Genomic DNA, 26,767 nt, shown 5'->3' with positions numbered 1-26,767 from the left:
AAATGTAATATTTTTAATTGCAGTTTAAAAGAACAATTATTTAAGAAAATACTCATTAATGATTAGTATTTTATAAGGAGTGTATAAGAATGGTAAATCTATTTACAACACCAAGCTGTACATCTTGCCGAAAAGCTAAAACTTGGCTTGAGGAACATCAAATAGACTATGTTGAAAGAAACATTATATCTCAGCCACTTACAATTGATGAGATTAAATCGATTCTTCGCTTGACTGAAGAAGGGACTACTGAGATTATTTCTACTAATTCAAAAACGTTTCAAGAATTAAATGTAGATATTGACTCTCTACCACTTTACGAATTTTATGCTTTAATTATGAAGCACCCACAAATGTTACGTCGTCCAATTATCCAGGACGAAAAAAGATTGCAAGTTGGATATAACGAAGAAGAGATTCGTCGCTTTCTTCCACGCAAGCTGCGAACATTTGTGAACATAAATACGCAAAGAGCTGCCAACTAATGAAATAGTTTGAAAATATTTATAGGCCTAAAATCAATTATTCTTGACAATCTAATCTGTAACATTTAGTATTACAGTGTGTTAATCATCATCTAAATTATGTAAAAAATACAAAGACTAGTCACAAGGAGGCAGGCCATGAATAGTGAATTTACTCTTGCCGTTCATAGTTTAACATATCTTGCTTTACAGCATGACCGAATGGCAACAAGTGATGCTATTTCTGAGAGTGCTGGTGTCCATCCGGTTCGTATTCGTAAAGTGCTAAGTTTGTTAAAAAAACATGGATTTATTAAATCAAAAGAAGGAACAGGTGGCGGATTTATTTTTGCACTAGATTTAAGTGAAGTGAGTCTTTGGGATATATATATGATTACTTCTGAAGGTGCCCTTCAGCCTAAATGTCCTGAATCAAATAAGCAATGTATTGTAGGCAAAAACATGCAGCATGTTCTTTTTACAATTTTTATAGGTGCAGAAGAACATCTTGGTACTTTTTTGAAGGATTATACGATAAAAGAGGTTGTAAACCTAATTAATCAAGAATCATAGGTGGCTGCAAAGGATTAATCTTCGCAGGCTGCTTTTTGATATAAATGTAATAAAAACAATTACAGTTCCATTCGATGTATCTATAAAAGAGAAGGATGTTCAAATTTTAATAATTTAAAATCATGTAAGAAGGTGAAAAAACATGTCAATGAATAATCAGGCCAATTTAAAAACAGGTGATTGGATAAAAGGAAAGTTACAGGATGGAGAAATAATCATTGGTTATATAGAATCACTGGATTTTCTCAAAGGTACAGTAAGAGTATCAGTCATTAAATGTGAAGCTGTTGAAACAATTGGTAAAAAAATATCCATTTCACTTAAACAGGTTAAGAAATTGCCGATTTCTAAAGTGGTAAACAAGGAACAAATTCTTTTTCTAATAGACTTAGCATTGTCAACTGGCGATGAGAACTGGTTTATCGAACTTTCTGCAAAGTTAAACTCAATGAAGCAGCTTGTTAATGAAGCTAAATATTAAATAGATTTTGTCATTAGAAGCAGGATATGGTTGGGGATTTGTATTTAAGGAAATGATTTTTACTTACCTTATATATATATTTAGACACTATATTCTTTTATTAATTTGATGTAAGTATTATACTTACATCTGTTCCTGATCATCTAGTATTCTGTAGGAAACCAAGGCTTTTTAAATAAGCCTTGGTTCTTCTCTAATAAGGCCTAACCCCCTGTGTTACTCTTATCTAAATCAATGAATTGTTTTATCCAAATTTCCCCATAAATTCATCAATTCTAGAACATATTATTATTTTAATTGACCACTAAAACTTGTTCTGGTTAATATAAATGTAATTTCCCACTGAATGGAGGGTAAAAGATTGAAGTTATTATTAATTGAAGACGAACCAGATTCCTTAATGGGAATGAAAAAGGCTATTGATTCTCTTTATAATGTCGAAGTAGAATTGCACACTTCAATTAATGCGGAAGATGCAAGAGGGGTCATTTATAAACACTATCCAGAATTAATTATTACCGATATTATGCTTCCTGGTATAACTGGTCTTGATTTAATTGAAGAAGTTGTAAATAAAGACTACCAACCAAAGGTCATCGTTGTAAGCGGTTTCGATAATTTTGAATATGCGAGAAGAAGTATACGCTTTGGTGCGGTAGATTATTTATTGAAACCATATAGTACAAAGGAGTTTACAGAAAAGGTAAACAGGACTCTTTTAAAGATAAAAGAGGAAAAAGAACAACTTCAGTATACTGAGCAGCAGAAGTCGTTTGCAGAGATTGGAACACGTTCGATGAGGGATAACGATTTAGTCGAATTTTGTTTAAAGAGAACACCTCTTGAGGAACATCTCTATCATAGACTATGTTTATGGAATATTGATTGGATAGCGAATAAATCCTTCTCACTTCTTATTTTTGATGTAAAGGGCTATCCTGACGGGAAACCTTTTACAGAAGAAAATCAATTAAAGACTTTTGTTATAGGAAATATTATGCAAGATGTGATCCAAGATCATATGCGCTCACTCCTTTTTAAAGACCCTAAAAATCGATGGGTATTATTAACAACTTTTGAAGATGCCGAGGAAATAGCTAGGTCCATTCATAAAAAGGTAAAGGAATATCAAAAAATTGAGTTAGCAATAGGCATCAGTACAAAAGTATCGTCATTTGAGGAGATGCATGAAGCTTACAGCTCTACACTAAAAGAATTTCAAATAAGCTCTCTAACCAATCGCGAGGATTATGTAAAAGCTAATCATTTGATGTCTACAGACCTTACAACCGCTAACCATTTAGCATCATTAGTTATAAATAAGGATGAAGAAAGCATTCGTCAGGTAGTTAAGGTTTTCTTTCAACAGGTCATATTACTCGAGGGACTTGAATCAAGAGACGATATCACGCGAAAAACATTAAACTATTTGTCACAAACCCTTGCAAATATAAGTGAACAAACCTCAAAGGAGCTTAAAGACATACCAATGAGTGTATGGGAGAAGGTGGATGAATGCAGCACATTAGAAGAATATGAAAAGGTCTTATCTGAGTATTTAACGAGTGTTGCTCATGAGGTTTCAACACATGCTACCAATTCAATCATTGAGAGAGCGATTCAAATGATTCATTCTAGTTACATGGAAGATTTGAGCTTACAAATGATCGCAGACGAGCTATCCTTACATCCAGTCTGGCTTAGTCAGTTGTTTAAAAAAGAAACGGGAAAAACATATATGGATTTTTTAACAGAGACGCGAATTAACAAAGCAAAAACACTTCTAAGAGAAACCAGCATGAAAGTATATGAGATAGCGGAATCTGTAGGCTATCAAAATCTACAGCATTTCGGTACTATTTTTAAAAAAAGAACAAGTCAAACACCCAAAGAGTATAGGTACGGAAAATGAAAATTAAAAAGGTAAGAATAAAAGATAATTTATTTAACAAAATGTTTGTCTTTATAGCCTTATCCATCATTATTCCATTAGCATTATTAGGTTATTTATCATATGATCGGTCTAAGTCTCAGTTAGAAACGGTTACATCTCAGCTTCTTCAAGACAATATAGAATTGAATAAAAAACAGGTTAATCGGTTATTAAAAGATGCAGAAATTGAATCAGAAAAAATGGTGACATCTATACACTTACAAAAGCTCTTGCAAACTAATCCACCAACATCTTTTGAAGAAGAAAAGGTTTTTATCAATCGGATCAGTCAACTTATTGCCCAGTTAAAAGGGACGTACGGAGTATATGTCTTTCCAAAACAAATGAAGTATTATCCTAATTATTTGGAGTTAATTAATGGAAATGATTTTAAGCCAAGCACTGAATTGATGTTAAAAGTCTTTGAATTGAAAGAAAAAGGGATATGGTACCATTATTGGGATGAATCTTCAAAGAAGCCAGTCTTTGCTTATATAAGAGCAGTTCGTTCATCCTATTATTACGAACCACTAGGTGTTATTGTTCTAAAGATTCCTGATTCACTTGTTCGAGAGGAATTATCCTTCCCCTCATCTTTTACAAATTACAATACGATGATTGTTGATCAAGATAATAACATTATTTCTGACGCAGACTCCTCTCTTTATCATGAAAAATTTGTACCAGAAGAGGATTGGAATATTGCTGAAACTCAATTAAATGAGCAGGGATGGAAATTAATTACTGCCCTGCCAAACAAAGAGGTTACGGGAAATATTGAACAAATAAAAAACTTTACTTTGTGGATTGTTGTGATCAGTATATTCATTGTTTCGATTTACCTTGTTTTTATTGTTAGTAATTTTACATTACCAATTAAAGCTCTCGTCTCACATATGGAAAAAGTTCGAAATGGAGTATTGAAACATTTCCGTATGGAAAGGTCTAGAAAAGATGAGATTGGTCAACTTGTTGGTGGGTTTAACCAAATGATTACTGGAATGTCTGAACTTATTGAGCAAACAAAAAAGATGGAATCTGACAAGCGGAATTTTGAGCTTCAGACGTTAAATCATCAAATTAATCCACATTTTTTCTATAATACATTAGATGCAATTAAGTGGAGAGCAGAAAAGGTAGATGAAATAAATATTGCACTAATGGTAACGAAATTAGCTAACTTACTTCGATTTAGTTTAAATAATAATAATGAGTGGACAACGATTGAAAGAGAACTTGAGCATGCTAAGAATTATTTAGACATAGAAAAGCTAAGAAGTAATCGTTTATTTAAAGTATTTGTTCAGGTAGATCCAACGATTCTAAAATTTAACGTTATCAAGCTGATCCTTCAACCAATTGTAGAAAATTGCATCAAGCATGGAATTAGTAACCTTCCAGAAGGGAAAGGGAAAATTCTTTTAACAGCTAAGCGCATTGAACAGGATATTATTTTTATTATTGAAGATAACGGGCCAGGACTGGCGAGTAACAAATTGGATAAAGAAAAAAACTCAAGTCATGTACATCATGGCATTGGTTTGAAAAATGTTCATAAACGACTACAGATTCATTTTGGAACTGAGTATGGAATAAAAGTCGATGAAGATCACCATCAAGGTTATAGAGTGATCATTCGTCATCCAGTACGTGAGAAACAATAGTTAATGAAAGGGGGAGATTATTGACTAAGTACTTTACTCTCTTGATGTTTATACTTGTGATCTCTTTTATTTTAATCTCTTGCAATCAACCATTAAGTAAACAAGAAGAGGCTATAGAAGACAATAAAGAGGTCGAAGTGAAAGAGCAGATATCCTTAAATGGTGTTTTTCTTCATACGACATGGGGAGAGGTAACCCAAAAGTTAGCGGAAGAATATGAAAAAGAAACAGGAGTATCTGTAAATATTGAGTTAGTTGGGCGTGACATGATTTTTCAAAAATTAGCCCTTTCGATTGCCGGTAATGCAAGTTATGATCTTTTTAACGTTGATTATAACTGGGTGCCTGAACTTGTCTCGACAAATAGTCTGCAACCGCTAAAAAAATATATAGAAAAAAACAAAGTGGATACGGAAGGTTTTTTGCCTAGAGCATTAGCCCTAACACAATGGAATGGAGTAAACGGTGCGTATGGAGATGGTGGTAATATATATGGATTGCCACAGACGATCCACCCTCATATCCTTTGGTATCGATCTGATTTATTTGAGGATGAAAAACTGAAATCTGAGTTTAAAGGGATTTATGGTTATGACTTATCACCACCCAAAACCATGCGACAATTTCGTGAGATGGCTGAATTTTTTAATGGGAAAATCGTAAATGGAAAAAAATATATGGCTGGGCTGGACAAGCTAGTGAAGGGTTCGGCAATGTGCATACATGGTTAACATTTGTCTATTCTAACGGCGGAGATGTTATTGATTGGAATAAGATGACATCATCATTATCAACTCCAGAAGTCATAGAGGCGACAAAAACCTGGATTGACCTACTGCAATTCTCTCCTCCAGGTATAAATGATTATACTCTTTCAGAAGTGTCAACAGATGCTGCAGAAGGAAACGTTGCAATGGCCATTCACTGGTCTTGGGCAGCTGATAAGTTAGATGATCATGCCTATTCTAATACTGTTGGTCAATGGGAATTTGCCCAAACGCCAGCAATGAAAGCATCTGTACCACATCTTGCTGGCTGGTCAATTGTTATTCCTAAAACGTCAAAGTATCCAGAAGAAGCGTTTAAATTTATGGTTTGGTTAGAAAGCAAACAAAATGATGTCAGACAAGCTCAGATGGGTGGGGGAGATCCAGTCCTACTCTCTTCCTATTTAGATCCAACTCTTAAGCAAGTGGAAGTTGCGAGAGCTAATGTTAAGAAATTTCGCCGATACGAAGCAGTAAATGAAGCAATGAAGACAGCAAAAGCTCGTCCATTTTTCCCACAGGAAGAACAATGGGAAAGTGTTGTAACGGGTTATTTACACGATGCCCAACTAGGGGAAATGTCAGTTGAAGAAGCATTAACGAAGGCTGATGAGGCTGTAAATAATTTGTTGAGATAATTAAAATTTTTCCTCGTCCCTCAGATTTCTGAGGTTTTTTTGCTGTTTAAACCAATAATTCCTAAACGAGAAAGCGTAAACACTAAATCTCTACATCTACACTAAAAATGCATGGTGAAAAATTAATTTAACCATGTTTTTTCAATTTTCAATAACCGGTAAGATGTAACTAAGAAATAAACAAGCAATCCACTTTATCTAAACGAGAATGATTGCGATTACAATATCCACATTAATAAGTTAATAGAAAAGAGAATCTTAAATGGTTAGAATCGTAGATGTTGCAAAGAAGGCAAATGTTTCTACTGCTACAGTCTCTAGAGTCATTAGTAAGCCTGATACTGTAAGAGAGGAAACGATCAACAAAGTATTAAGTGCCATTAAAGAATTAAACTATCATCCAAATGTTTTAGCTCGGCAGCTAAGGACGTCAGAAACTAAAACAGTGATTGTTGTGATTCCGGACATATCTAATCCTTTCTTTTCAAAGGTTCTACGAGGAATAGAAAATCTTGCATCAGCTAATGGGTATCAAGTTTTACTTGGTGATGCTGGGAATGATAGTGAACAGGAAAGTCGGTATTTAGATATGCTCCGTCAGAAAAAAGCAGACGGGATGATCTTATTAACAGCAAAAATGAAACCAGAGCTTGTTGAAGAAATGGCTAATCAATTTCCAGTAGTGCTTGCCTGTGAATATATTGAAGGCTCTTCTATTCCAACCATTTCAATCGACAATGTTAGCAGTGCTAGAAAGGCAACAGAATATTTAATTCAGTTAGGACACCGAAGGATAGGAACTATTTCTGGGCCACTTGATAGTGTATTAGGACAGGATCGATTAAAGGGTTTCTACCAGGCGATGGCAAGGTGTAGCATAGCAGTAGATCCAGTACTAGTACAAGAAGGTCATTTTAATTATGAAAGCGGATTTAATTTAATGAAGAAATTTTTAGCGCTCAATAAAATGCCAACCGGGGTATTTGCAGCGAATGATGAAATGGCTTTGGGTGCTATTAGAGCTATAAGAACAATGAACCTAAGAGTACCTGAAGACATCTCGGTTATTGGATTCGATGATATTCATTTTTCCTCTATTTTCGAGCCAGCTTTGACCACAATCTCACAACCAGCTTTTGAAATAGGGTCTAAAGCAATGGAACTATTAATTATGCTAATGGATAAAAAGAGAATTGAGAAAAATCAATATATTTTAGATGACAGTCTTGTCATAAGAGAATCGTGCTCAAAGATTAATAAATCATTATAAGTTCAATGTAATCGGTTACAAATGTCGGTTCACTCATAACTTTTATACCTAGTAAAAAGGGATGAAAGGTTTGATTTTAAAAAGAAAATGTAATGGATTACAAAAATTAAGAAAGAAATTAGATTTTATTTATTTTCTCTATAAGTTAAGAAGCGCTAATTTATAGCTTAAAATTGCGGTTGGTTTGTAAACGATTACAAATTTCTGCCAATGAACTTTAAAGGAGGTGGTTGTAAAAAACGTTAGTTGTACTTTGCGAAAGTTTAAACTAGATGAAAAATTTGGGGGTTATGGAATGAAAAAGAATATATTACTATCCGTGTTATTGCTACTAGTTTTTAGCGTAATAATCGGATGTGGAAATAAGGAAGAAGCACAGACAACAGAAGGAAGCACAGAAAAAAATGAAAATTACCTCTCTGATTCAGGGCCACTAACAATAAATCCTGAGATTCCAGATATAGAAGTTCTAGATAAAGGACCAAATGGTGAACAGGCAGTTTCTGCAAAGTCTTTACAGTTAACTGAGGAAGAGCTCCAAAAAATTAAGGACGGTAATTATAAAGCAGCAATTGTTATGCACTATTCAGGCACAGATTATATGAATGCAGCTGTTGGAGCAATGCAAGACACATTTGAAAAAATGGGAATTGAAGTCGTAGCTGTAACAGATGCACAATTTAAGGCTGAGAAGCAAGTAAACGATATTGAAACAGTATTAGCGAAAAATCCAGATATCATGATTTCGGTTCCTGTAGATGCAGTATCAACTGCACCAGCTTATAAAAAAGCGGTAGAACAAGGCGTTAAACTAGTATTCATGGATGGAGCGGCAGAAGGTCTTGAAGCAGGGAAGGATTACATCAGTATTGTTTCAGGCGACAACTATGGAAACGGTGCTCTAGCAGCAGACATTATGGCAGAAAAAATTGGTGGTAAAGGGAAAGTTGGTATCGTTTATCACGATGTTAACTTCTTTGTAACTAAAAACAGATCAGATGCATTTGAAGCAACAATTAAAGAGAAATACCCTGACATTGAAATCGTAGCACAAGGTGGAATAACGGACCCGAATAAAGGAGAAGAAGTTGCTTCAGCGATGCTGACAAGAAACCCCGACATCAATGGTATTTTCGCTCCTTGGGATGTACCGGCAGAGGGTGTTATGGCAGCAGCTCGTACAGCCGGTAGAGATGACTTAGTTGTGACAACAGTTGATTTAGGTACAAATGTAGCGATTTCTATCGCATCTGATGGAATCGTTCAGGGACTAGGTGCTCAATTACCTTATGACCAAGGTGTTGCACAGGGAATTCTTTCAGGATATGCCCTATTAGGTAAAGAAGCCCCTCCTTATGTTGCTTCTCCTGCTATCGAAGTAACAAAAGAAAATGTTCTAGATGCTTGGAAATTAATTTATGGAGTTGAAGCTCCTTCTACTGTGAAAGATGCATGGAAATAATTTAGAGGCTATCAGGCTCTTGTTGCCTCTATAACCAAAGGAAGGTGAATAAACAATGGATCAACCTATTCTTGAAATGAAGAATATAAATAAGGCGTTTAATGGTATTACGGTCCTAAACCAGGTCAACTTTTCAGTGAAAAAAGGAGAAGTACATGCCTTAATGGGTGGAAATGGTGCAGGAAAATCAACATTAATGAAAATCCTTACTGGTGTTTATACAGCAGATAGTGGAGATATCTTAATTGAAGGAAAACCTGTAAGTATTAAAAGCTTTGATGACGCAAAGGCAAATAAGATCTCAATGATCTTCCAAGAGTTTAGCTTAGTACCAACCCTTACAGTTGCCCAAAATATCTTTTTAACGAGAGAGGATAAGACATCACTTGGGCTTTTAAATGATAAGGAATGTGAAAAGAAAACGGAGGTACTATTAAAGGAACTTGGTGTTGATATCAGACCATCTGATGTTGTTCAAAATCTAGGAGTTGGCTATTGGCAAATGACTGAGATTGCAAAAGCTTTATCTCAGGAAGCGAAAATATTGATTATGGATGAGCCGACCTCTTCGTTAACTCAAACGGAAACGGAAGTATTATTCAAATTCATCAATCAATTAAAAGCAAAGGGTTATGCGATTATTTATATATCTCACAGAATGGATGAGATTTTTGAAATTTGTGATCGTATTACGATCTTGCGTGATGGTCAATATATTACAACCGAGGATTGTAGTGAAACTGATCTTGATACCGTTATTCAGCATATTGTAGGACAAGAGTTTGACCAAGCCTTTGAATATCAGGAGAGGGAATACTCGAAAGAAGCACCGCCGATTTTTGAGGTGAAAAATGTAAGCGCTGGAGAGAAGGTTCAAAATATTAATCTTAAAATACAACCTGGAGAAATAGTAGGAATTGCTGGATTGATGGGTAGTGGTCGAACGGAATTAGTTCGTTGTTTATTTGGAATTGACTCAATAGATAGTGGTGAAATTTACGTTGATGGCAAAAAACGTTCAATTAATTCGGCTAAGGATGCAATAGATGCAGGGATTGCATTAATTCCCGAGGATCGACGTGTGCAGGGGTTGGTTCTAGAACATAGTGTGAAAGACAATATGATTCTACCAATCTTATCTAAAGTGAACAAAGGATTGTTTATTGATAACAAAAAAGCAAATGAAATTAGTAATCAACTTGTCAAAAAGTTAAATGTTAAAACTGATGATATCTTTAAAAAATCAGGCTTATTGTCAGGTGGAAATCAGCAAAAAATTGTTCTTGCAAAATGGTTAGCAAATCACCCAACCGTTTTATTGCTTGATGAACCAACAATTGGTGTAGACATTGGAGCAAAAACAGAAATTATCGACATTATTAGAGAATTAGCTGTGAACGGCAAGGCCATACTTGTGATTTCATCAGAAATCCCTGAACTTCTTGCTATGAGTGATCGTGTTCTTGTGATGCATCAAGGCAAGATAAAAAAGGAACTACAACGAACTGAGATTAAATCAGAGGAGGATCTACAATATGCAATCCAAGGTTTCTAAAGTAGAAAAACCAGTATTACCTATGTTTAAGAAATTTGAATGGCGTAACTATATCGTCTATTTTGCCTTCATAGGAGTGTTAATCTACTTTTCTATCAATTTATATGATGAAGGGTTTTTATCTTCAAGCAATCTATTAAATATTGTGAGACAAACAGCAACCATTTCTTTAATGGCACTTGCCATGACATTTGTTATTAGTACAGGTGAAATTGATCTTTCCGTTGGATCAATTGCTGCTTTATCTTCATTAGTTGGGGCATTAGCGCTACAGGCAGGGTACGGTATCATTGGGGGATTAATCGGTGGTGTTGGTACAGGTATTGTAGTTGGCCTAATTAACGGTTTACTCGTTACAAAAGTAGCCATTCCATCCTTCCTAGTAACACTAGGGACAATGGGAGCGATAAAAGGTCTTGCGATGTGGGTAACAGATACAGCTCCAGTTCCAATTGTTAACTCGAATTTCAACTTTATCTTTGGTTCTGGTGATATTGGGCCAATTCCGGTTTTACTTTTATGGACTGTTGTCTTTACAATCATTGCTCATGTTTTACTACGTAAGACGTCTTTTGGAAGACAAGTATTAGCTACTGGTGGTAATGAAAGCGCTGCACGTTTCTCGGGTGTAAAAACAATGAAAATTAAGTTGCTCGTTTTCTTAGGAACAGGTGCAATGGCTGGTTTAGCGGGTTTACTCTATGCTGGCCGTATGAATGCAGGAAGATTTTCATTCGGTGAAGGAGATGAGCTTTCTGTTATTGCTGCTGTCATTTTAGGTGGAACAAGTCTTTTCGGTGGAGTCGGGACAATTATTGGAACACTTGTAGGATCCTTAATGATTGGGACAATTAATAATGGACTTATCATTATGGGGCTGGATGTTAGTCAGCAAATGATTATAAAAGGAATCATCATCATTTTAGCTGTAGCTTTCGGTAAAAAAGCAATTAAGAGATAAATAGAGAAAAGAGATCATCAAGAAGAAATGACAGAACAGGAGGATGAAACATGAAAAAAATTAAGGTCGGGATTATTGGTACAGGTTTTATTGGGCCAACTCATATCGAAGCAATTAGAAGACTTGGATTTGTAGAAGTAGTTGCTTTAGCAGAAACAAGCCAGGAGCAAGCGGAAACAAAAGCTGCTGAACTTGGTATTTCACTTGCTTATGGAGATTACCGCGAGATGCTTAAAAATGATGAGATCCAGGTTGTGCATAACTGTACGCCAAATCATGTTCACTTTGCGATAAATAAGAACATCATTTTAGCCGGTAAACATGTGATATCTGAAAAGCCGTTAGCAATGAACAGCGAAGAGTCAGCAGAATTGTTGACTCTAGCTAAAACAACAGATGTTGTTCATGGTGTGAATTTCAATTATAGACAGCATGCAAGTGTCCAAAATTTACATGCGATGATTTCAAGTGGAGATCTAGGAAAAGTCAACTTGGTGCATGGAAGCTATCTACAAGATTGGTTGTTATATGAAACGGATTTTAACTGGAGATTAGCCCCAGAGGTAGGGGGAAATCCCGTGCTATTGCAGATATCGGCTCACATTGGTGTGACACGGTTCAATATGTAACAGGGAAAAAAATCGTAGAAGTTTTTGCTGATCTTGCCACGGTTATCCCTGTAAGAAAGAAAGCAATATCTGGCAGTAATACGTTCAGCGCAGTCAATCATGAGGAGCAGGAGTATGAGGATGTTGCCATCAATACAGAGGATTATGCATCAGTACTGGTTCGTTTTGAGGATGGCTCAAGAGGTGTTTTCACCGTTTCACAAGTAAGTGCAGGAAGAAAAAATAGACTGAGTTTTGAAATAGATGCTAGTAAGAGTTCAGTATTTTGGAATCAAGAGGAACCGGAAAAATTGTGGATTGGCCACCGCGATAAACCTAACGAAATTCTATTAGCAGATCCGAGCTTATTCTCGGTAAAAGCAAAATCGGCCATTCATCATCCGGGTGGACATAATGAAGGCTGGCCAGATGCATTAAAAAATATGATGCTAAACTTCTATACGTTTGTTAGAGAAGAAAAAAGTCTTAAAATAGATAAGCCTAACTTTGCCACGTTTGAAGATGGTCACTTATCAATGTGTATTACTGATGCGATCTTAGACAGTCACCAACAGCAGAAATGGGTGAAGGTCAAGCAAGAAAAGGAGGTCTATTCATGAAACTAGGTGTTTTTACACCACTTTATCAAAACCTCCCGTTTGAAACGATGCTAGATCAAGTGAAGGAAATGGGATTAGAAACAGTTGAACTTGGAACAGGAAATTATCCTGGTAACCATCACTGTGATCCAGATGAATTACTTCAATCTCCTGAAAAAGCAAAGGCGTTTATGAGAGCAATTGAAAGCAGAGGATTATCTATTAGTGCACTTAGTTTCCATGGGAATCCTTTGCACCCTAATAAGAAGTTAGCCAAGGATTCTCATGAGGTGTGGAGAAAAACAGTTCTCCTAGCTGAAAAATTAGAAATACCAGTTGTAAATGGATTTTCCGGATGTCCTGGAGATCATAATGAAGCAAAAAATCCAAACTGGGTAACATGCTCTTGGCCGCCCGAATTTACAGAGGTTTTAAACTGGCAGTGGAATGAAGTGGTGATTCCTTACTGGAAGGAAGAAGCGAAGTTTGCCAGATCACGTGGTATTCAAGTTGCGTTTGAAATGCATCCTGGATTTGTCGTTTATAACCCTGAAACATTGCTAAAGTTACGAGAACATGCAGGGGATAACATCGGAGCAAATTTTGATCCAAGTCATTTAGTTTGGCAAGGAATCGATCCAGTTGCAGCGATTAAAAAGCTTGGACGTGAAAATGCGATCTTCCATTTCCATGCAAAGGACACCTATTTGGATAGAGAAAACATAAAAGTAAATGGTGTTTTAGATACGAAGCACTACAGTGAGATTTTAGATCGATCATGGACATTTCGATCAGTTGGATATGGACATGAAGAGAAATTATGGAAAGACATGATTAGTACATTGCGAGCAGTTGGTTATGATTATGTGATCTCAATTGAACATGAAGATATGCTGGCTTCGACTGATGAAGGACTAAAAAAAGCAATCTCTCTATTAAAAGGAGCCATGTTTAAAGAAGAGCTAACTGAAATGTGGTGGGCTTAATAAAAGCAAACAATTCAACAATGGAGGCGAAACAACAATGTCAATGAAGGCTGTTTTTTTCCCAGGAGATAAAAAAGTAGAAATTCGTGAGGTAGACATTCCAACTCCTGGTCAGGGAGAAGTGTTAATTCAGTTAAAAGCATCCGCTATATGCCGTAGTGATATGAGCTTATACCATGGTACCTCTGTATTTGAAGGAACAAAAACAGGTTGTACGGTTCCAGGTCACGAGCCGGCAGGTGTGATTACAGGTGTAGGTCCAGGAGTGACAAAATTCCAAGAAGGAGATCGAGTAGCTGTTTACTTAGCACTAGGTTGTGGTGAATGTGCACATTGTAAGAGTGGCTACAAAATGTTCTGTAAGGACTTTAAATGTATTGGCTTTGACTCTCATGGTGGTGACGCAGATTACATGGTTGTTCCGGCTGAAAATTGCATGAGATTACCTGATAGTATGAGCTTTGTTACAGCTGCTGTATCGACGGATGCAGTGGGGACTCTCTACCATGCTCAAAAAAGAATGAACATTTCTGGAAAAGATACGCTCGTTATTTTTGGAATGGGTCCTATGGGTGGGGCTGGCGTTATGATTGCAAAAGGCTTAGGCGCAACTGTTATTGCCGTTGATATGCTTGATGAACGTCTAGAATTAGCAAAAGATCTAGGTGCTGATTACACAATTAATGGAAAAGAATTTAATGTACAAGAAGAGATTAATCGCATTACAAATGGAGCAGGTGCTGATGCAGCAATCGATTGCTCTGGAAGTCCTTATGCTGAAAATGATGCGCTAGATAGTGTGAAAGCTCATGGAAGAGTTGCGTTCATTGGTGAAAGCAAAGAAACAACCATTAAACCAAGCCAACAATTAATCCGTAAACAAATTACTGTTATGGGCTCATGGTATTTCCCAATTCAAGAATTTGATGAAATTACAGAATTTATTGTGAGAAAAAATCTACCTGTTGAAAAACTAGTCACACATACGTTCAAGCTTGAAGAAGCAGCAGATGCATTCCATATGTTTGATGAAAGAAAGACAGAAAAAGCTGTGTTTGTTTGGTGAGAACAGAGATTTGTATTTTGCTACTCTTGATTCGGTAAAATTCCATTTTTATGGTACATGTATCGATTCAAAATCATTTTATAAACGGAGTTGTTCATGATGAAAATTTCATTTAATACCTGGGTTTACGGTTCATTTCCATCTTGGCTTCCAACGTATCCATTAGAAGAGGTCATTAGTCGTTTATCAGCTATGGGATATGACGGAATTGAAATTGGATGTGCAAGTCCTCATGCGTATCCAGATTACTTATCAACTGAAAGACGTAAAGAAATTCTAGCTCATCTAAAAAGAAACAATCTTAGTGTTGCAGCAATGCTACCCGCACCAGGTGGGGGACCAGGCTTAAATCCTTGCTCGCCATTAAGAGAAGAGCGAGAATTTACAATTAAACAATATAAAGATGTCATTCAACTCGCCCACGATTGGGAATGCCCTACTGTGATGTGGCTTGCGGGCTGGTTTGGCTTTGGAACCACTCAGAAGGATGCATGGAAATATAGTTTAGAAGGTTTACAAGATGTTGCAAAATACGCAAAAGATCTTGGAATTACAATAGTTGTTGAGCCTCAAGCAGCCGACAGCAATCTAATCGAATCTGCTGATGATGCTTTAATTCTTGCAGAAGAGGCGGGAGAATCCAACGTTAAAGTAATGTTTGACACCTTCCATGCCCTATATAGAAACGAGGTACCAAGTGATTATGTATATCGAATGAAGGATAAGCTGCATCACGTTCATATTTCAGATGATGATCGTTTGCCTCCTGGTCAAGGAAGTGTGAATTTTGATTCCCTACTAAAAGCGTTGAAAGAAATTGATTATCAGGGCTATCTATCAATGGAAGTTGGATTTCATACAAGAAAAGCAGATCCAGATTGGTATGCAAAAACTTCAATTGACTATTTGAAACAGAAACTAGCAGAAATTAAATAAATATATACCTTGAACATCTTTTTGGATTCTAGAAAAGATGTTCAAGTATAAGATTTTATTTCATAAAAAACAGGGGGATTTTCATGAAAAAAATTTTTTCAAAATGATGATGATTCTATTAATTAGTGGTCTAGCAATTGCTGGATGTAGTCAAAGTAGTTCTTCTCAATCTGGAAATGAAAGTGAAAAGAGCGATAAAAATGAGGTAAAACTTCCAGATTCAGGTCCACTTACGATTAACCCGGAAATTTCAAGTGAACAAGAAATATTAAGTAAAGGTCCCTATGGAGAAACAGCTATTTCAGCAAAGGATTTTCAACTAACAGAAGAAGAAATTGAAAAGATTAAAGAAGGTAAATACAAAGCTGCAATTGCCATGCATTATGCTGGTAATGATTATTCAACTGCACAAATTAACGGTTTAAAATCAGCATTTGAAAGAATGGGAATTGAAGTGGTTGCTGTTACAGATGGGCAATTTAAGTCTGAAAAACAAGTAGCTGATATCGAAACAATCATGGCAAAATCTCCAGATATTATCGTCAGTCTACCGGTTGATCCTGTTTCAACTGCTCCGGCTTTTAAAAAAGCTGCAGATGCTGGTATTAAACTGGTATTTATGGATAGCGTACCTGTGGGATTAGAACCAGGCAAGGATTATGTAAGCGTTGTCGCTTCTGATAACTATGGAAATGGTACAGCCGCAGGAGATATTTTAGGTGAACAGCTTGGTGGAAAAGGGAAAGTTGGTATCATTTACCACGATGTTGACTTCTTTGTAAATAACCAACGTCGAGAAGCAGTTGAAACGACACTTAAAGAAAAGTATCCAGAAATTGAAATTGTCACAAGCAGCGGAATAACAACACCGAACGATGCTGAAAAAGTAGCTTCAGCCATGTTAACGAGATACAACGATTTAGACGGTATTTTCGCCATTTGGGATGTACCTGCTGAAGGTGTTTTAGCAGCTGCACGAACGGCTGGAAAGGAAGATTTAATTATCACAACAGTAGATTTAGGTACAAACGTTGCCTTAGAGATTGCTTCTGGTGGAAATGTAAAAGGTCTTGGATCACAGCTGCCATTTGATCAGGGAGTTGCAGAGGCGATTTTAGCCGGGCATTCTTTACTTGGAAAAGAAGTTCCTCCATTTGTCGCTGTACCAGGTTTAGCTGTAACACAGGAAAATGTTTTAGAGGCATGGAAAATGGCATACCGTCAGGAAGCTCCGGAAGTAATTCAAAAGGCTGCAAAACAATAATTTAACAATTAAAATGTTTTATAACTTTTTAAAAAATGTAAGCGATTATAAAAAAGATGTTTACAAGTGTATATCCTAAATGGGCAAAAGGAGCGATGAGAATGATTAAATACGGTTATAACACACTTGTATATGCTGGTGAGGATATTGAAACTAGTATTGCGAGATTATCAAAATTCGGTTATGACGGTGTTGAATTTGTTGGGGAACCAGGACAAATGGATACTGGTTTAATTAAGGAACTGCTTAATAAATATAACATCTCTGCCTCTACAATATGTGCGATTTATAATGCTGAAAGAGACATCGTCTCCAGTGATAAGCAAACTAGAAGGAATGCGATTGAGTATATTAAAAGCTGCGTTGATTTTGCAAGTACTATTGGGGCACAAGGAATTTCATTAACTCCAACAGCCTGTATGAAAATTTATCAGGAGGATGATCGAGAAACTGAGCTTAATTGGGCTGTTGAAGGAATTAAAGAAGCAGGCTCATATGCTGGAGAACATGGAGTCAGATTAACTGTTGAACCATGGAATCGGTATGAGAATTATCTTATTAATCGAATGGAACAATCTCTTGAACTTGTCAATCGTGTTGATTTACCTAGTGTTGGGTGTATGGGTGATACATACCACATGAATATTGAAGAGGTAGACATTGCTGATGCTATTCGGCTGGCTGGGGATAAATTATATCATCTCCATATTGCTGACAGTAATCGTGCGGCACCTGGAAGAGGGCATATCGATTTTAAACCAATCGCGAAAGCATTAAATGATATAAACTACAGTGGTTATTTAACAATGGAATTATTACCTGCTTTTGCTGACCCATTTAATGGGACAAGATGTGAAGAATTCTATGATCAATACACAGAGGAGTCTATCGTTTTCCTGAAAAAATTATTTAAGGAGGAAGTATGATGACACAGAACACAAAGGCTGCTGTACTAAAAAAACCACAAGACAGTTTTGATAAAAAAGAAATGAAGGCTGCTGTTACATATGGAACTCAAGATTTAAAAATTGAGTCCGTACCTGTCCCGGAAATAAAGGATAATGAGGTTCTGATTAAAGTGAAAGCTTGCGGGATTTGCGGAACCGATCCACATATATACAACGGACATTTCCCAGCTCCTAAGCCTCTCATCCAAGGCCATGAATTTGCTGGTGAAATTGTAAAAATAGGATCATCAGTGACTAGTGTATCGGAAGGTGACCGTGTAACAGCAGATATCAATATTAGTTGTGGCAATTGCTATTATTGCCGGACAGGTCAGAAGCTCTTTTGCGAGAAGATCACACAGCTAGGTGTCCATATCAATGGTGCATTTGCAGAGTACGTAAAAGCGCCTGAAAATAATGTGTATAAATTACCCGAAGCTATGTCCTGGGAGGAAGGCGCATATATCGAACCACTGGCATGTGTTATCAGAGGCCAGGAGCGGGCAAATGTCGGAATGGGGGATACAGTAGCTATTATCGGTGCTGGACCGATGGGGCTGGCTCATGCAATTATGGCAAAATTAAATGGTGCAAGCAAGGTCATTCTATCTGAAATGAATAATACACGTCTTCAAAAGGCTAAGGAGCTGGGAGTAGATTTTGTTATTGACGCATCAGAAACAGATCCTGTCCAGGAAGTATTTAATTTTACTGAAGGAAGAGGCGCTGATGTTGTATTTGAAGTTGTTGGAGCGATCCCGACTTATCAGCAAGCTTTACAGATGGTTAGAAAGGGAGGAACGCTGGTTGCTTACGGAGCAGCACCTGCTGATAAAGTGATGGAAATTAAACCATTTGACATCTTTAGCAAGGAACTAACAATCGTAGGTTCTTATGCAGGTACTTACGGAACATGGACGAAAGCAATCCAACTTATTTCATCAAAAAGATTTAATCCTAAAGATATATTCAGTAAAACGATCACATTAGCTCAATTAGAAGAGGGAATCAAAGAGGCAGATCAAAACAAAGATACGATAAAAATTTTAGTGAACGTCAATCAGGACTAATTTTAAATGGATATATTTCCTTTAAATCTTATTCTAGCAGGTAAGGTGTAATAATCTTGGTTAGGAGTGATTTCTTCTGTATAAGTATAGTGCTACCCAGTGGATATATGGAAATGAAGACTTAGAAATCAGTTTGAAAAGATTGAAAAAATATGGTTACCAGGGAGTTGAATTAGCTGGTGAACCAGATTCAATTGATATCGGGCAAACAAAAAAACTTTTACATGAGTATAACTTGGAATGCAGTTCGATTTGTGGGATTTTTACTCCGGAAAGAGATCTATCCTCATCGAACGAAGCTATTCGGAAAAATGCTGTTGAATATGTAAAAAAATCGGTTGATTTAGCGCAAGCCTTAAATGCCCAAACATTGATTGTTGTCCCAACCTGTGTTGGTAAGCTTTCTCCAGAAACGACTCTTGAGGAAGAATGGAATAATGCTATTTTAAGTGTTAAAGAGGCAGGACAATATGCAGATGAACAAGGAATCACAATTGCTATTGAAGCATTAAATCGTTATGAAACATATTTAGTAAACAACCTTTCATTAGCTCTAAGATTTGTTGAGGAAGTTAATGTAGAATGTGTTGGAATCATGGCTGATTTGTTTCACATGAGCATAGAGGAACGCGACATGAAGGCATCTTTAACGAAAATTTCTGATTATCTAGCACATGTCCATATAGCCGATAACACACGTGAAGCTGCTGGTCTTGGGCAAACAGATTTTAAACCCGTTATTTCATTCCTGAAAGACAGAAATTATCAAGGATATATAACGATGGAATTTTTACCCGCTGTTTCAAATCCATACTTAGCATCTGAACTCACCGGAGAGAGCAATATTTTTGACGACTTTACTAGACAATCAATCCAGCACATGAAAAAGATTGTTGGAAATTTTTGAAAAATAAAACTTTTATTTTTCAAGTTAACAGTAAATTTAATTGATTTTAGTCTGACAAAGGGAGGTTTTCCAATGATAATTATTCATGCTTATTTTAAGGTTGATCCAGAACAACGTAATGAGTTCCTTGAAATAGCTGGACAAGTAACGAAACATTCTAAAGCTGAAGAAGGAAATATTACTTATCAGTACTATGAAAATCCAGAGCAGCCAAATATGTTTGTTTTTGTAGAGAAGTGGAAAGATCAAACTGCTATTCAGATACATGAAGAAACGTCCCATTTTAAAGGATTTGTAAGCAAGGTTGACAAGTTTTTATGTGAACCGTTGCAGGCAGAGTTGTTCGAGGCGTCGATTCTGTAGTAATTCAATGATGAATCAATAAAAATAATAAGAAAGTTGAGGGGAAATGATGAAATTAGGCTACCAAACGAATACTTGGGGAGGCGTTGTTGGTCACCCTGCTGGTGTTACTTCAGTAAAAGATTCATATTATCTTGCAAATGGTTCAACAGAAGAAGCATTAGAAGATATTAAAGCTGCTGGTTACGAAGGCTTTGAACTGTTTGATGGAAATCTAATGCAATATAAAGGAAAAGAAGAAGAGTTTAAAAGACTGATTGAAAGACATTCGCTAGACTTTATCGGAGTTTATACTGGCGGGAACTTTATCTTTCCGGACATTTTAGAAGATGAATTAGTGAAAATTGAAGAAGTTGCTGCTCTAGCATCTACTCTAGGAGCAGAGCACCTAGTTGTTGGTGGAGGAGCAATTCGAGCTAAAGGTATTTTAGAGAGCGATTACAGAGATTTAGGTGAAGCATTAAATAAGGTCAGTCATATTGCTGAAAAATATGGGCTTATTGCAAGCTACCATCCACACTTAGGTACTTGTGTGCAGTCACCGGAACAATTAGATAAATTAATGCCATTAACTGTCATTAACTTATGTCCTGACACTGCACACATTGAAGCAGGTGGGGGGATCCGGTAGACATCATTAAAAAATATATTGATCGTATTCAATATGTTCATTTTAAGGATTATCAAAATGGAGAGTTTTTACCATTAGGTGAAGGAAACCAAGAATTTGATGAAATGGTAAGAGTGTTAGAAGAAGCTCAATATGATGGGTGGATAACAGTTGAACTTGATAGCTACCAAGATCCAAAGGCTGGTGCAGAAATTAGCCGTAAATATCTTTCGAAATATGAATCTTTGACATCAATATAAAGATTGTCCAAAACAAGGGGGCTCATTATGAAAAAGTTACTTTCTATTTTATCTATGGTTTCGTTAGCAACAATGCTAGGTCTTGCAGGATGCAGCCAAGGAAGTTCTACTACCTCTGAAACAAGTGATCAAGATCAAGGATCAACAGAAGAAGTCACAACAGAAGCATCTGGTCCTATCGTCATTAACCAGGAAATTCCTGATCAAGAAATCTTAAGTAAAGGGCCTGATGGAGAGTCGGCTGTGTCGGCAAAAACACTAGAGCTAACAGAAGAGGAAGTTCAAAAGATTAAAGAAGGTAACTATAAGGCAGCCATTGTTATGCATTATGCTGGAAATGACTGGGCTACAGCACAAATTGAAGGGTTAAAAGCAACATTTGCCAGAATGGGAATTGAGGTAGTAGCAGTAACAGACGCACAATTCAAAGCAGAAAAACAAGTATCAGATATTGAAACAGTATTAGCTAAAGATCCAGATATCATCGTTGGGATCCCTGTTGACCCTGTGTCTACAGCATCAGCATTTAAGAAAGCGGCTGATGCGGGAGTAAAAATCGTATTTATGGATAATAAGCCAAATAATTTAGAAGCTGGTAAGGATTATGTAAGTGTTGTATCCGCTGATAACTATGGTAATGGGGTACAAGCAGCCGAAATAATGGCAGAAGAATTAGGTGGCAAGGGTAACATTGGGGTAATTTATCATGATGCAGATTACTTTGTAACAAAGCAACGAGTTGAAGCATTTGAGAAAACAATAACAGAAAAATATCCAGATATTAAAATTGTGGAACGTGGAGGAATTGTAGCACCAAACGACGGAGAAAAAGTGGCGTCAGGAATGCTCACAAAGAATCAAAATATAGATGGCATGTTTGTCGTTTGGGATGTTCCTGCTGAAGGGGCATTAGCTGCAGCACGTACAGCCGGAAAAAATGACCTAGTAATCACAACAATTGACTTAGGAACAACAGTTGCCATTGATATTGCATCAGATGGAATGATTAAAGGCTTAGGCGCACAACTTCCATATGATCAAGGAATCTCAGAAGCGATCTTAGCTGGATATGGTTTGCTTGGAAAAGAAGCACCTGCATATGTAGCAGTTCCCGCATTAAAAGTAACACCGGATAATGTATTAGATTCTTGGAAACTTGTTTATTCAAAAGAAGCTCCAGATACGATTCAAGAAGCTGCAAAATAATAGAAGACAAAATAATTGGAGGGAATTAATATGAAAAAGTTAAACGTAGGAATGATTGGCGGAGGATTTATGGGAAAGGCACATGCTCTTGCTTACGCGGGAATGCCAATGTTTTTTTGGCCGGCACCTGCTGTACCACATCGTCACACGCTTGTTGACGTAACAGATGAAATTGCAAAAGAAGCAGCAGCAAAATTAGGTTTTGATAACTACTCATCTAACTGGAGAGAGGTAGTGGAAAATCCAGAAATCGACATTATTGATATAGTGACTCCAAATAATTCACATGCTGAAATTGCCATTGCTGCAGCAAAAGCAGGTAAACATGTAATTTGTGAAAAACCTTTAGCTAGAGATGCTGCCGAAACAAAAACAATGTTAGATGCAGTAGAAGCAGCAGGTGTAAAGCATATGGTTGCTTTTAACTACAGAAGAACACCAGCTGTTGCACTTGCGAAAAAATATATTGAAGAAGGTAGAATCGGAAACATTTTAAACTTCCGTGGAACATATCTTCAAGATTGGTCTGCAGATCCTAACTCACCATTATCATGGCGCTTCCAAAAGGAAATTGCCGGATCAGGTGCACTGGGTGACATTGGTACACATGTTATTGATTTTGCCCGCTACTTAGTTGGGGAAATCACAGAGGTCAATGCCGTATCAAAAACGTGGATCCCAGAAAGACCAGTTCAATCAGGCGGCGCAGACAAATTAGGAACTGTAAAAAGTGCAGGAGATGTTCCTAAAGGTAAAGTAGACGTAGATGATGAAATCACAACATTAGTCAAATTTGAAAATGGTGCAGTTGGAAGCATTGAAGCAACTCGTAATGCATGGGGACGCAATAACTTCCTAACATTTGAAATCCACGGTGATAAGGGCTCTATCTATTTTAACTATGAGCGTCGTGATGAGCTTCAAGTATGCTTCTCAGACGACCCAGGAGATGCGAAAGGCTTTAGAACAGTTTATACTGGACCGGCTCACCCTTATGGTGAAAGCTTATGGCCGATACCTGCTTTAGGGATTGGGTACGGTGAAACAAAAATTATTGAAGCGTATGATTTTATTAAATCAATTGTTGAAGACACAGAGGTATCACCAAATTTCAAGGATGGATACAAAATTGCAGTAATTTCTGATGCGATACTTGAATCAGCTGAAAAGGGAAAATGGGTGAAGCTTGAAAAAGACGCTGTAAAAGTAAACTAGGAATCTTCTCAATTTCCAAGCCGATAGTTGTGGGCTAATGGGATTTCATCACGTTAATGTTGTTTAAAGTAGTTAATGAAAGGAAAAGAGCTGGGCTGCTAAGAAATAGCAGCCCAGCTCTTTAGATAAACGAGGGTTCAATAAGGAGTTCTCTTACCCCAATAAAAGAAGAGTTGTAGAGTTTTTGCTATTCCCTAGAAATGTTTTCTAAAATTCCCCAAAATTGACTGACCATTTTCTACCCATTTTCTTTTGTGTTTTTTGCATATCAAAATTAAAAAACTGGAAAATATAGTTTGAATTTGTTAATAAAAATTACAAAGGATTTCGATAGATTAGGGGTTGAAAATACAATTTATTCTGAGTGTTCTTCATTAAATTTTTCCCATGCATAATGCATGTGTGTTTTAAATGCATCAACACATTTTTCAACATCACGTTCATGTAATGCATCTAAAATAGGTTTATGCAGTTTTGCTACTTCATCTAATTTATCGAAATACAATTGGCTGGTTAGATGCCAAATTCGATTTGAAACAGCACTTAAATCTTCCCATACTTTATACATAAATTCATGATTTGCTAACTTATAAATGTAGTTATGAAAAGCACCATCGAATTCCCTTACTTGATCAAGGTCATTATTTAGACCTGCTTTGAGCATATTTTGATATAAATCATCAAGTTCTTTTAAATCCTCATCCTCTATTTTTTCTATAGCTCTAGCAATAGCTAGCGGTTCCATTACTTCGCGGAAGCTATAAATCTCTTCAATATTCTTATTAGAAAGGTTTGATACAAAGGAGCCTTTATGGCGATGATGGATGACAAATCCTTCTTTTCTTAAACGGGAAAGGGCCTCTCGAACCGGAGCTTGACTAACATTATATGTTTTTGCTACTTCCAATTCTAATATTCGATCTCCTGGTTTTAATTCCCCTTTTATAATTGATTCTTTTAATAGATCACATACTTGATCAGATAATGAATAATTCTTAACTTTCCCCATAGGAAAAACACCTCTTAGTTTAAATTTTATCGATAATCATTTTTTTGTTTAGTGTAGCTTAAAAAAAGTATTTAATCAATTTATAACAATAATAATTTTGACAATTCAAAATATTATTGTTACAATACTTATATATTATCGATAATCTATAATAAGGACTTAGACAAGGGGGAAAAGTATGAATATTTTTGTAGTAATGAAAAGAACATTTGATACTGAAGAGAAACTCACTATCCAAAAAGGTGTAATTGAAGAGGAAGGGGCAGAGTTTATCATTAATCCATATGATGAATATGCAATTGAAGAAGCAATTCAACTAAAGGATGCACATGGTGGTGAAGTATGTGTGATCACAGTCGGTGGTGAAGATGCTGAAAAGGAACTCCGTACAGCATTAGCAATGGGTGCTGACAAAGCAGTGTTAGTGAATATTGAAGATGATATTGACGATGGAGACGAATATACAACTGCAAAGGTTTTAGTACAATTTTTTAAAGAAAATGAATTTGACATTATTTTAGGCGGTAATGTAGCAATTGATGGAGGTTCTGGACAAGTAGGTCCACGTATTGCAGAATTGCTTGATATTCCATATGTAACAACAATTACGAAGTTAGAAATCAACGGTGAATCAGTATTAATTGAACGTGATGTTGAGGGTGACATTGAAATCATTGAAACATCGCTGCCAGTCTTAGTAACAGCACAACAAGGATTAAATGAACCTCGTTATCCTTCTTTGCCAGGTATTATGAAAGCGAAAAAAAGCCGCTAAATGAGTTAGAACTAGATGATTTAGAATTAGATGAGGATGAGGTTCAGGCAAAAACAAAAGTTGTAGATGTTTATTTGCCGCCAATTAAAGCTGCAGGTAAAGTTCTTGAAGGAGAAACGGATGAACAAGTAAAAGAATTAGTGAATTTGTTACAAAAAGAAGCGAAAGTAATATAAAAGGGGGAGATCATTGATGACACGAAAAGTATTAGTAGTAGGAGAAGTTCGTAATGGTGCACTACGTAATGTATCTTTTGAGGCAATTGCTGCCGGAAAAGCAATCGCTGAAGGAGGAGAGGTAGTCGGTGTTATTTGCGGAGGAGATGTAAGCGTTTTATCTAATGAAATGATTACATATGGTGTCGACCGTGTCATAACAGTGGAACATGAGTTGTTGATAAATTACACAAATGATGGGCTAACACAAGCATTAATGGCTGTTATTGAACAAGAAAATCCAGAAGGTATTATTATGGGGCATACTGCAATAGGGAAAGATCTATCTCCACGAATTGCCACGAAAATTAATTCCGGTCTTATTTCAGATGTTACAGATGTTGATGTTGAAGCTGGTCAGATCTTATTTACACGCCCTATTTATTCAGGAAAAGCATATGAAAAGAAAGTCATAAAAGAAGGTATTGTCTTTGCGACAATTCGTCCAAATAACATTCAGGCCCTGGAAAAAGATACTTCTCGTTCTGGTGTTGTTCAGTCTTTAGATGTAGAAATTAAGAACTTACGTACAATCATTAAGGAAATTGTTCGTAAAACCTCAGAAGGAATAGACCTCTCTGAAGCAAAAGTTGTTGTTGCAGGTGGACGCGGGGTGAAAAATTCTGAAGGATTTAAAATTCTTGAGGAGCTGGCTGAACTTCTTGGAGGTGCAGTTGGTGCATCTCGAGGTGCGTGTGACGCAGAATACTGTGACTATTCTCTTCAAATTGGTCAAACTGGTAAGGTAGTTACTCCTGACCTATATATCGCATGCGGAATATCTGGAGCTATCCAGCACTTGGCGGGTATGTCTAACTCAAAAGTAATTGTTGCAATTAACAAGGATCCGGAGGCATCTATTTTTAATATAGCAGACTATGGGATTGTCGGTGATCTGTTTGAAGTCATTCCAATATTAATAGAGGAATTAAAAAAAGAAGTCATTAATGTTTAGTTGAGGGG

Annotated in this window: 25 protein-coding genes and 2 pseudogenes; 26 read left to right on the top strand and 1 reads right to left on the bottom strand. The window is 36.5% G+C overall.

The features are described from left to right. The first annotated feature begins 89 nt into the window (after positions 1-89). The 24 genes and pseudogenes from spxA (at position 90) to AC0L8O_RS17630 (ending at position 23,805) form a co-directional block, all read left to right on the top strand. The gene (gene spxA, locus AC0L8O_RS17745) at positions 90-485 is read left to right on the top strand and encodes a transcriptional regulator SpxA (RefSeq protein ID WP_473444209.1); all 396 of its coding nucleotides are present in this window, start codon (positions 90-92) and stop codon (positions 483-485) included. A gap of 138 nt (positions 486-623) precedes the next feature. Next, entirely contained in the window at positions 624-1,037 is a 414-nt protein-coding gene (locus tag AC0L8O_RS17740) for an RrF2 family transcriptional regulator (RefSeq protein WP_473444207.1), read from the top strand. 142 nt (positions 1,038-1,179) lie between these two features. After that, positions 1,180-1,518 carry an IDEAL domain-containing protein gene (locus AC0L8O_RS17735; protein WP_473444205.1) on the top strand — a complete coding sequence of 113 codons (339 nt, stop codon included), beginning with the start codon at positions 1,180-1,182 and terminating at the stop codon, positions 1,516-1,518. A 361-nt stretch (positions 1,519-1,879) separates the two neighbouring features. Continuing rightward, positions 1,880-3,430 (top strand): response regulator transcription factor, encoded by a 1,551-nt coding sequence (locus tag AC0L8O_RS17730; RefSeq protein ID WP_473444202.1) that lies wholly within the window; start codon positions 1,880-1,882, stop codon positions 3,428-3,430. Further along, positions 3,427-5,115 (top strand): cache domain-containing sensor histidine kinase, encoded by a 1,689-nt coding sequence (locus tag AC0L8O_RS17725; RefSeq protein WP_473444200.1) that lies wholly within the window; start codon positions 3,427-3,429, stop codon positions 5,113-5,115. The genes AC0L8O_RS17730 and AC0L8O_RS17725 overlap by 4 nt, the downstream gene beginning before the upstream one ends. A gap of 20 nt (positions 5,116-5,135) precedes the next feature. After that, positions 5,136-5,846: an ABC transporter substrate-binding protein gene (locus AC0L8O_RS17720; protein WP_473444198.1), complete on the top strand. Its 711-nt coding sequence runs from the start codon at positions 5,136-5,138 to the stop codon at positions 5,844-5,846. After that, positions 5,831-6,520 (top strand): extracellular solute-binding protein, encoded by a 690-nt coding sequence (locus AC0L8O_RS17715; RefSeq protein WP_473444196.1) that lies wholly within the window; start codon positions 5,831-5,833, stop codon positions 6,518-6,520. The genes AC0L8O_RS17720 and AC0L8O_RS17715 overlap by 16 nt, the downstream gene beginning before the upstream one ends. A gap of 262 nt (positions 6,521-6,782) precedes the next feature. Then, positions 6,783-7,790 carry a LacI family DNA-binding transcriptional regulator gene (locus AC0L8O_RS17710; RefSeq protein WP_473444195.1) on the top strand — a complete coding sequence of 336 codons (1,008 nt, stop codon included), beginning with the start codon at positions 6,783-6,785 and terminating at the stop codon, positions 7,788-7,790. 295 nt (positions 7,791-8,085) lie between these two features. After that, a complete protein-coding gene (locus tag AC0L8O_RS17705) occupies positions 8,086-9,252 on the top strand; it encodes a substrate-binding domain-containing protein (RefSeq protein WP_473444193.1) in 1,167 nt (388 codons plus the stop codon). A gap of 55 nt (positions 9,253-9,307) precedes the next feature. Next, positions 9,308-10,807 carry a sugar ABC transporter ATP-binding protein gene (locus tag AC0L8O_RS17700; protein ID WP_473444191.1) on the top strand — a complete coding sequence of 500 codons (1,500 nt, stop codon included), beginning with the start codon at positions 9,308-9,310 and terminating at the stop codon, positions 10,805-10,807. Beyond that, a complete protein-coding gene (locus AC0L8O_RS17695) occupies positions 10,788-11,768 on the top strand; it encodes an ABC transporter permease (protein ID WP_100347344.1) in 981 nt (326 codons plus the stop codon). The genes AC0L8O_RS17700 and AC0L8O_RS17695 overlap by 20 nt, the downstream gene beginning before the upstream one ends. A 50-nt stretch (positions 11,769-11,818) precedes the next feature. Then, positions 11,819-12,996 (top strand): annotated as a pseudogene (locus AC0L8O_RS17690) (Gfo/Idh/MocA family protein). After that, a complete protein-coding gene (locus tag AC0L8O_RS17685; protein ID WP_473444189.1) occupies positions 12,993-13,961 on the top strand; it encodes a sugar phosphate isomerase/epimerase family protein in 969 nt (322 codons plus the stop codon). Before AC0L8O_RS17690 ends, AC0L8O_RS17685 begins: the two are co-directional and overlap by 4 nt. Positions 13,962-13,998: 37 nt before the next feature. Beyond that, on the top strand, positions 13,999-15,027 hold the full coding sequence (locus AC0L8O_RS17680) for a zinc-dependent alcohol dehydrogenase family protein (protein ID WP_473444187.1): 1,029 nt from the start codon (positions 13,999-14,001) through the stop codon (positions 15,025-15,027). 96 nt (positions 15,028-15,123) lie between these two features. Then, entirely contained in the window at positions 15,124-15,963 is an 840-nt protein-coding gene (locus AC0L8O_RS17675; protein ID WP_473444186.1) for a sugar phosphate isomerase/epimerase family protein, read from the top strand. A 37-nt stretch (positions 15,964-16,000) separates the two neighbouring features. Then, entirely contained in the window at positions 16,001-17,227 is a 1,227-nt protein-coding gene (locus AC0L8O_RS17670) for a substrate-binding domain-containing protein (protein ID WP_473444184.1), read from the top strand. Positions 17,228-17,328: 101 nt separating this feature from the next. After that, a complete protein-coding gene (locus AC0L8O_RS17665; protein ID WP_473444182.1) occupies positions 17,329-18,153 on the top strand; it encodes a TIM barrel protein in 825 nt (274 codons plus the stop codon). Next, positions 18,150-19,244: a zinc-dependent alcohol dehydrogenase gene (locus AC0L8O_RS17660; protein WP_473444179.1), complete on the top strand. Its 1,095-nt coding sequence runs from the start codon at positions 18,150-18,152 to the stop codon at positions 19,242-19,244. Before AC0L8O_RS17665 ends, AC0L8O_RS17660 begins: the two co-directional genes overlap by 4 nt. 142 nt (positions 19,245-19,386) lie before the next feature. Then, positions 19,387-20,151, top strand: a complete 765-nt coding sequence (locus AC0L8O_RS17655; RefSeq protein ID WP_473444178.1) for a sugar phosphate isomerase/epimerase family protein — start codon at positions 19,387-19,389, stop codon at positions 20,149-20,151. A 72-nt stretch (positions 20,152-20,223) separates the two neighbouring features. Further along, a complete protein-coding gene (locus AC0L8O_RS17650; protein ID WP_473444176.1) occupies positions 20,224-20,514 on the top strand; it encodes a putative quinol monooxygenase in 291 nt (96 codons plus the stop codon). A gap of 46 nt (positions 20,515-20,560) precedes the next feature. Continuing rightward, a complete protein-coding gene (locus tag AC0L8O_RS17645; RefSeq protein WP_473444174.1) occupies positions 20,561-21,145 on the top strand; it encodes a sugar phosphate isomerase/epimerase family protein in 585 nt (194 codons plus the stop codon). A 2-nt stretch (positions 21,146-21,147) separates the two neighbouring features. Next, positions 21,148-21,384 (top strand): sugar phosphate isomerase/epimerase family protein, encoded by a 237-nt coding sequence (locus tag AC0L8O_RS17640; RefSeq protein WP_473448996.1) that lies wholly within the window; start codon positions 21,148-21,150, stop codon positions 21,382-21,384. A gap of 27 nt (positions 21,385-21,411) precedes the next feature. Next, positions 21,412-22,590, top strand: a complete 1,179-nt coding sequence (locus tag AC0L8O_RS17635; protein ID WP_473444173.1) for a substrate-binding domain-containing protein — start codon at positions 21,412-21,414, stop codon at positions 22,588-22,590. A 30-nt stretch (positions 22,591-22,620) separates the two neighbouring features. Beyond that, the gene (locus tag AC0L8O_RS17630; protein ID WP_473444171.1) at positions 22,621-23,805 is read left to right on the top strand and encodes a levoglucosan dehydrogenase; all 1,185 of its coding nucleotides are present in this window, start codon (positions 22,621-22,623) and stop codon (positions 23,803-23,805) included. A gap of 355 nt (positions 23,806-24,160) precedes the next feature. Here the strand turns inward: AC0L8O_RS17630 and AC0L8O_RS17625 are convergent, their stop codons facing one another. Then, complete coding sequence (locus AC0L8O_RS17625) at positions 24,161-24,814, bottom strand: GntR family transcriptional regulator (protein WP_473444169.1); 654 nt, start codon at positions 24,812-24,814, stop codon at positions 24,161-24,163. Between the two features lie 178 nt (positions 24,815-24,992). Here AC0L8O_RS17625 and AC0L8O_RS17620 point away from each other — a divergent pair. Then, positions 24,993-25,765: pseudogene (locus tag AC0L8O_RS17620) on the top strand (electron transfer flavoprotein subunit beta/FixA family protein). Between the two features lie 16 nt (positions 25,766-25,781). Next, the gene (locus AC0L8O_RS17615) at positions 25,782-26,759 is read left to right on the top strand and encodes an electron transfer flavoprotein subunit alpha/FixB family protein (protein ID WP_473444167.1); all 978 of its coding nucleotides are present in this window, start codon (positions 25,782-25,784) and stop codon (positions 26,757-26,759) included. Positions 26,760-26,767: the final 8 nt, after the last annotated feature.

The sequence above is a fragment of the Metabacillus sp. KJ11-3 genome (genome assembly GCF_055808295.1).
This window is presented reverse-complemented; position numbering and strand designations above follow the sequence as displayed.

Bases quoted from the DNA above. Each gene is read 5' to 3' on its own strand.
- spxA (WP_473444209.1), top strand. From the start codon at position 90: ATGGTAAATCTATTTACAACACCAAGCTGTACATCTTGCCGAAAAGCT.
- AC0L8O_RS17740 (WP_473444207.1), top strand. From the start codon at position 624: ATGAATAGTGAATTTACTCTTGCCGTTCATAGTTTAACATATCTTGCT.
- AC0L8O_RS17735 (WP_473444205.1), top strand. From the start codon at position 1,180: ATGTCAATGAATAATCAGGCCAATTTAAAAACAGGTGATTGGATAAAA.
- AC0L8O_RS17725 (WP_473444200.1), top strand. From the start codon at position 3,427: ATGAAAATTAAAAAGGTAAGAATAAAAGATAATTTATTTAACAAAATG.
- AC0L8O_RS17710 (WP_473444195.1), top strand. From the start codon at position 6,783: ATGGTTAGAATCGTAGATGTTGCAAAGAAGGCAAATGTTTCTACTGCT.
- AC0L8O_RS17705 (WP_473444193.1), top strand. From the start codon at position 8,086: ATGAAAAAGAATATATTACTATCCGTGTTATTGCTACTAGTTTTTAGC.
- AC0L8O_RS17700 (WP_473444191.1), top strand. From the start codon at position 9,308: ATGGATCAACCTATTCTTGAAATGAAGAATATAAATAAGGCGTTTAAT.
- AC0L8O_RS17695 (WP_100347344.1), top strand. From the start codon at position 10,788: ATGCAATCCAAGGTTTCTAAAGTAGAAAAACCAGTATTACCTATGTTT.
- AC0L8O_RS17685 (WP_473444189.1), top strand. From the start codon at position 12,993: ATGAAACTAGGTGTTTTTACACCACTTTATCAAAACCTCCCGTTTGAA.
- AC0L8O_RS17680 (WP_473444187.1), top strand. From the start codon at position 13,999: ATGTCAATGAAGGCTGTTTTTTTCCCAGGAGATAAAAAAGTAGAAATT.
- AC0L8O_RS17675 (WP_473444186.1), top strand. From the start codon at position 15,124: ATGATGAAAATTTCATTTAATACCTGGGTTTACGGTTCATTTCCATCT.
- AC0L8O_RS17670 (WP_473444184.1), top strand. From the start codon at position 16,001: ATGTTCAAGTATAAGATTTTATTTCATAAAAAACAGGGGGATTTTCAT.
- AC0L8O_RS17665 (WP_473444182.1), top strand. From the start codon at position 17,329: ATGATTAAATACGGTTATAACACACTTGTATATGCTGGTGAGGATATT.
- AC0L8O_RS17660 (WP_473444179.1), top strand. From the start codon at position 18,150: ATGATGACACAGAACACAAAGGCTGCTGTACTAAAAAAACCACAAGAC.
- AC0L8O_RS17650 (WP_473444176.1), top strand. From the start codon at position 20,224: ATGATAATTATTCATGCTTATTTTAAGGTTGATCCAGAACAACGTAAT.
- AC0L8O_RS17645 (WP_473444174.1), top strand. From the start codon at position 20,561: ATGATGAAATTAGGCTACCAAACGAATACTTGGGGAGGCGTTGTTGGT.
- AC0L8O_RS17635 (WP_473444173.1), top strand. From the start codon at position 21,412: ATGAAAAAGTTACTTTCTATTTTATCTATGGTTTCGTTAGCAACAATG.
- AC0L8O_RS17630 (WP_473444171.1), top strand. From the start codon at position 22,621: ATGAAAAAGTTAAACGTAGGAATGATTGGCGGAGGATTTATGGGAAAG.
- AC0L8O_RS17625 (WP_473444169.1), bottom strand. From the start codon at position 24,814: ATGGGGAAAGTTAAGAATTATTCATTATCTGATCAAGTATGTGATCTA.
- AC0L8O_RS17615 (WP_473444167.1), top strand. From the start codon at position 25,782: ATGACACGAAAAGTATTAGTAGTAGGAGAAGTTCGTAATGGTGCACTA.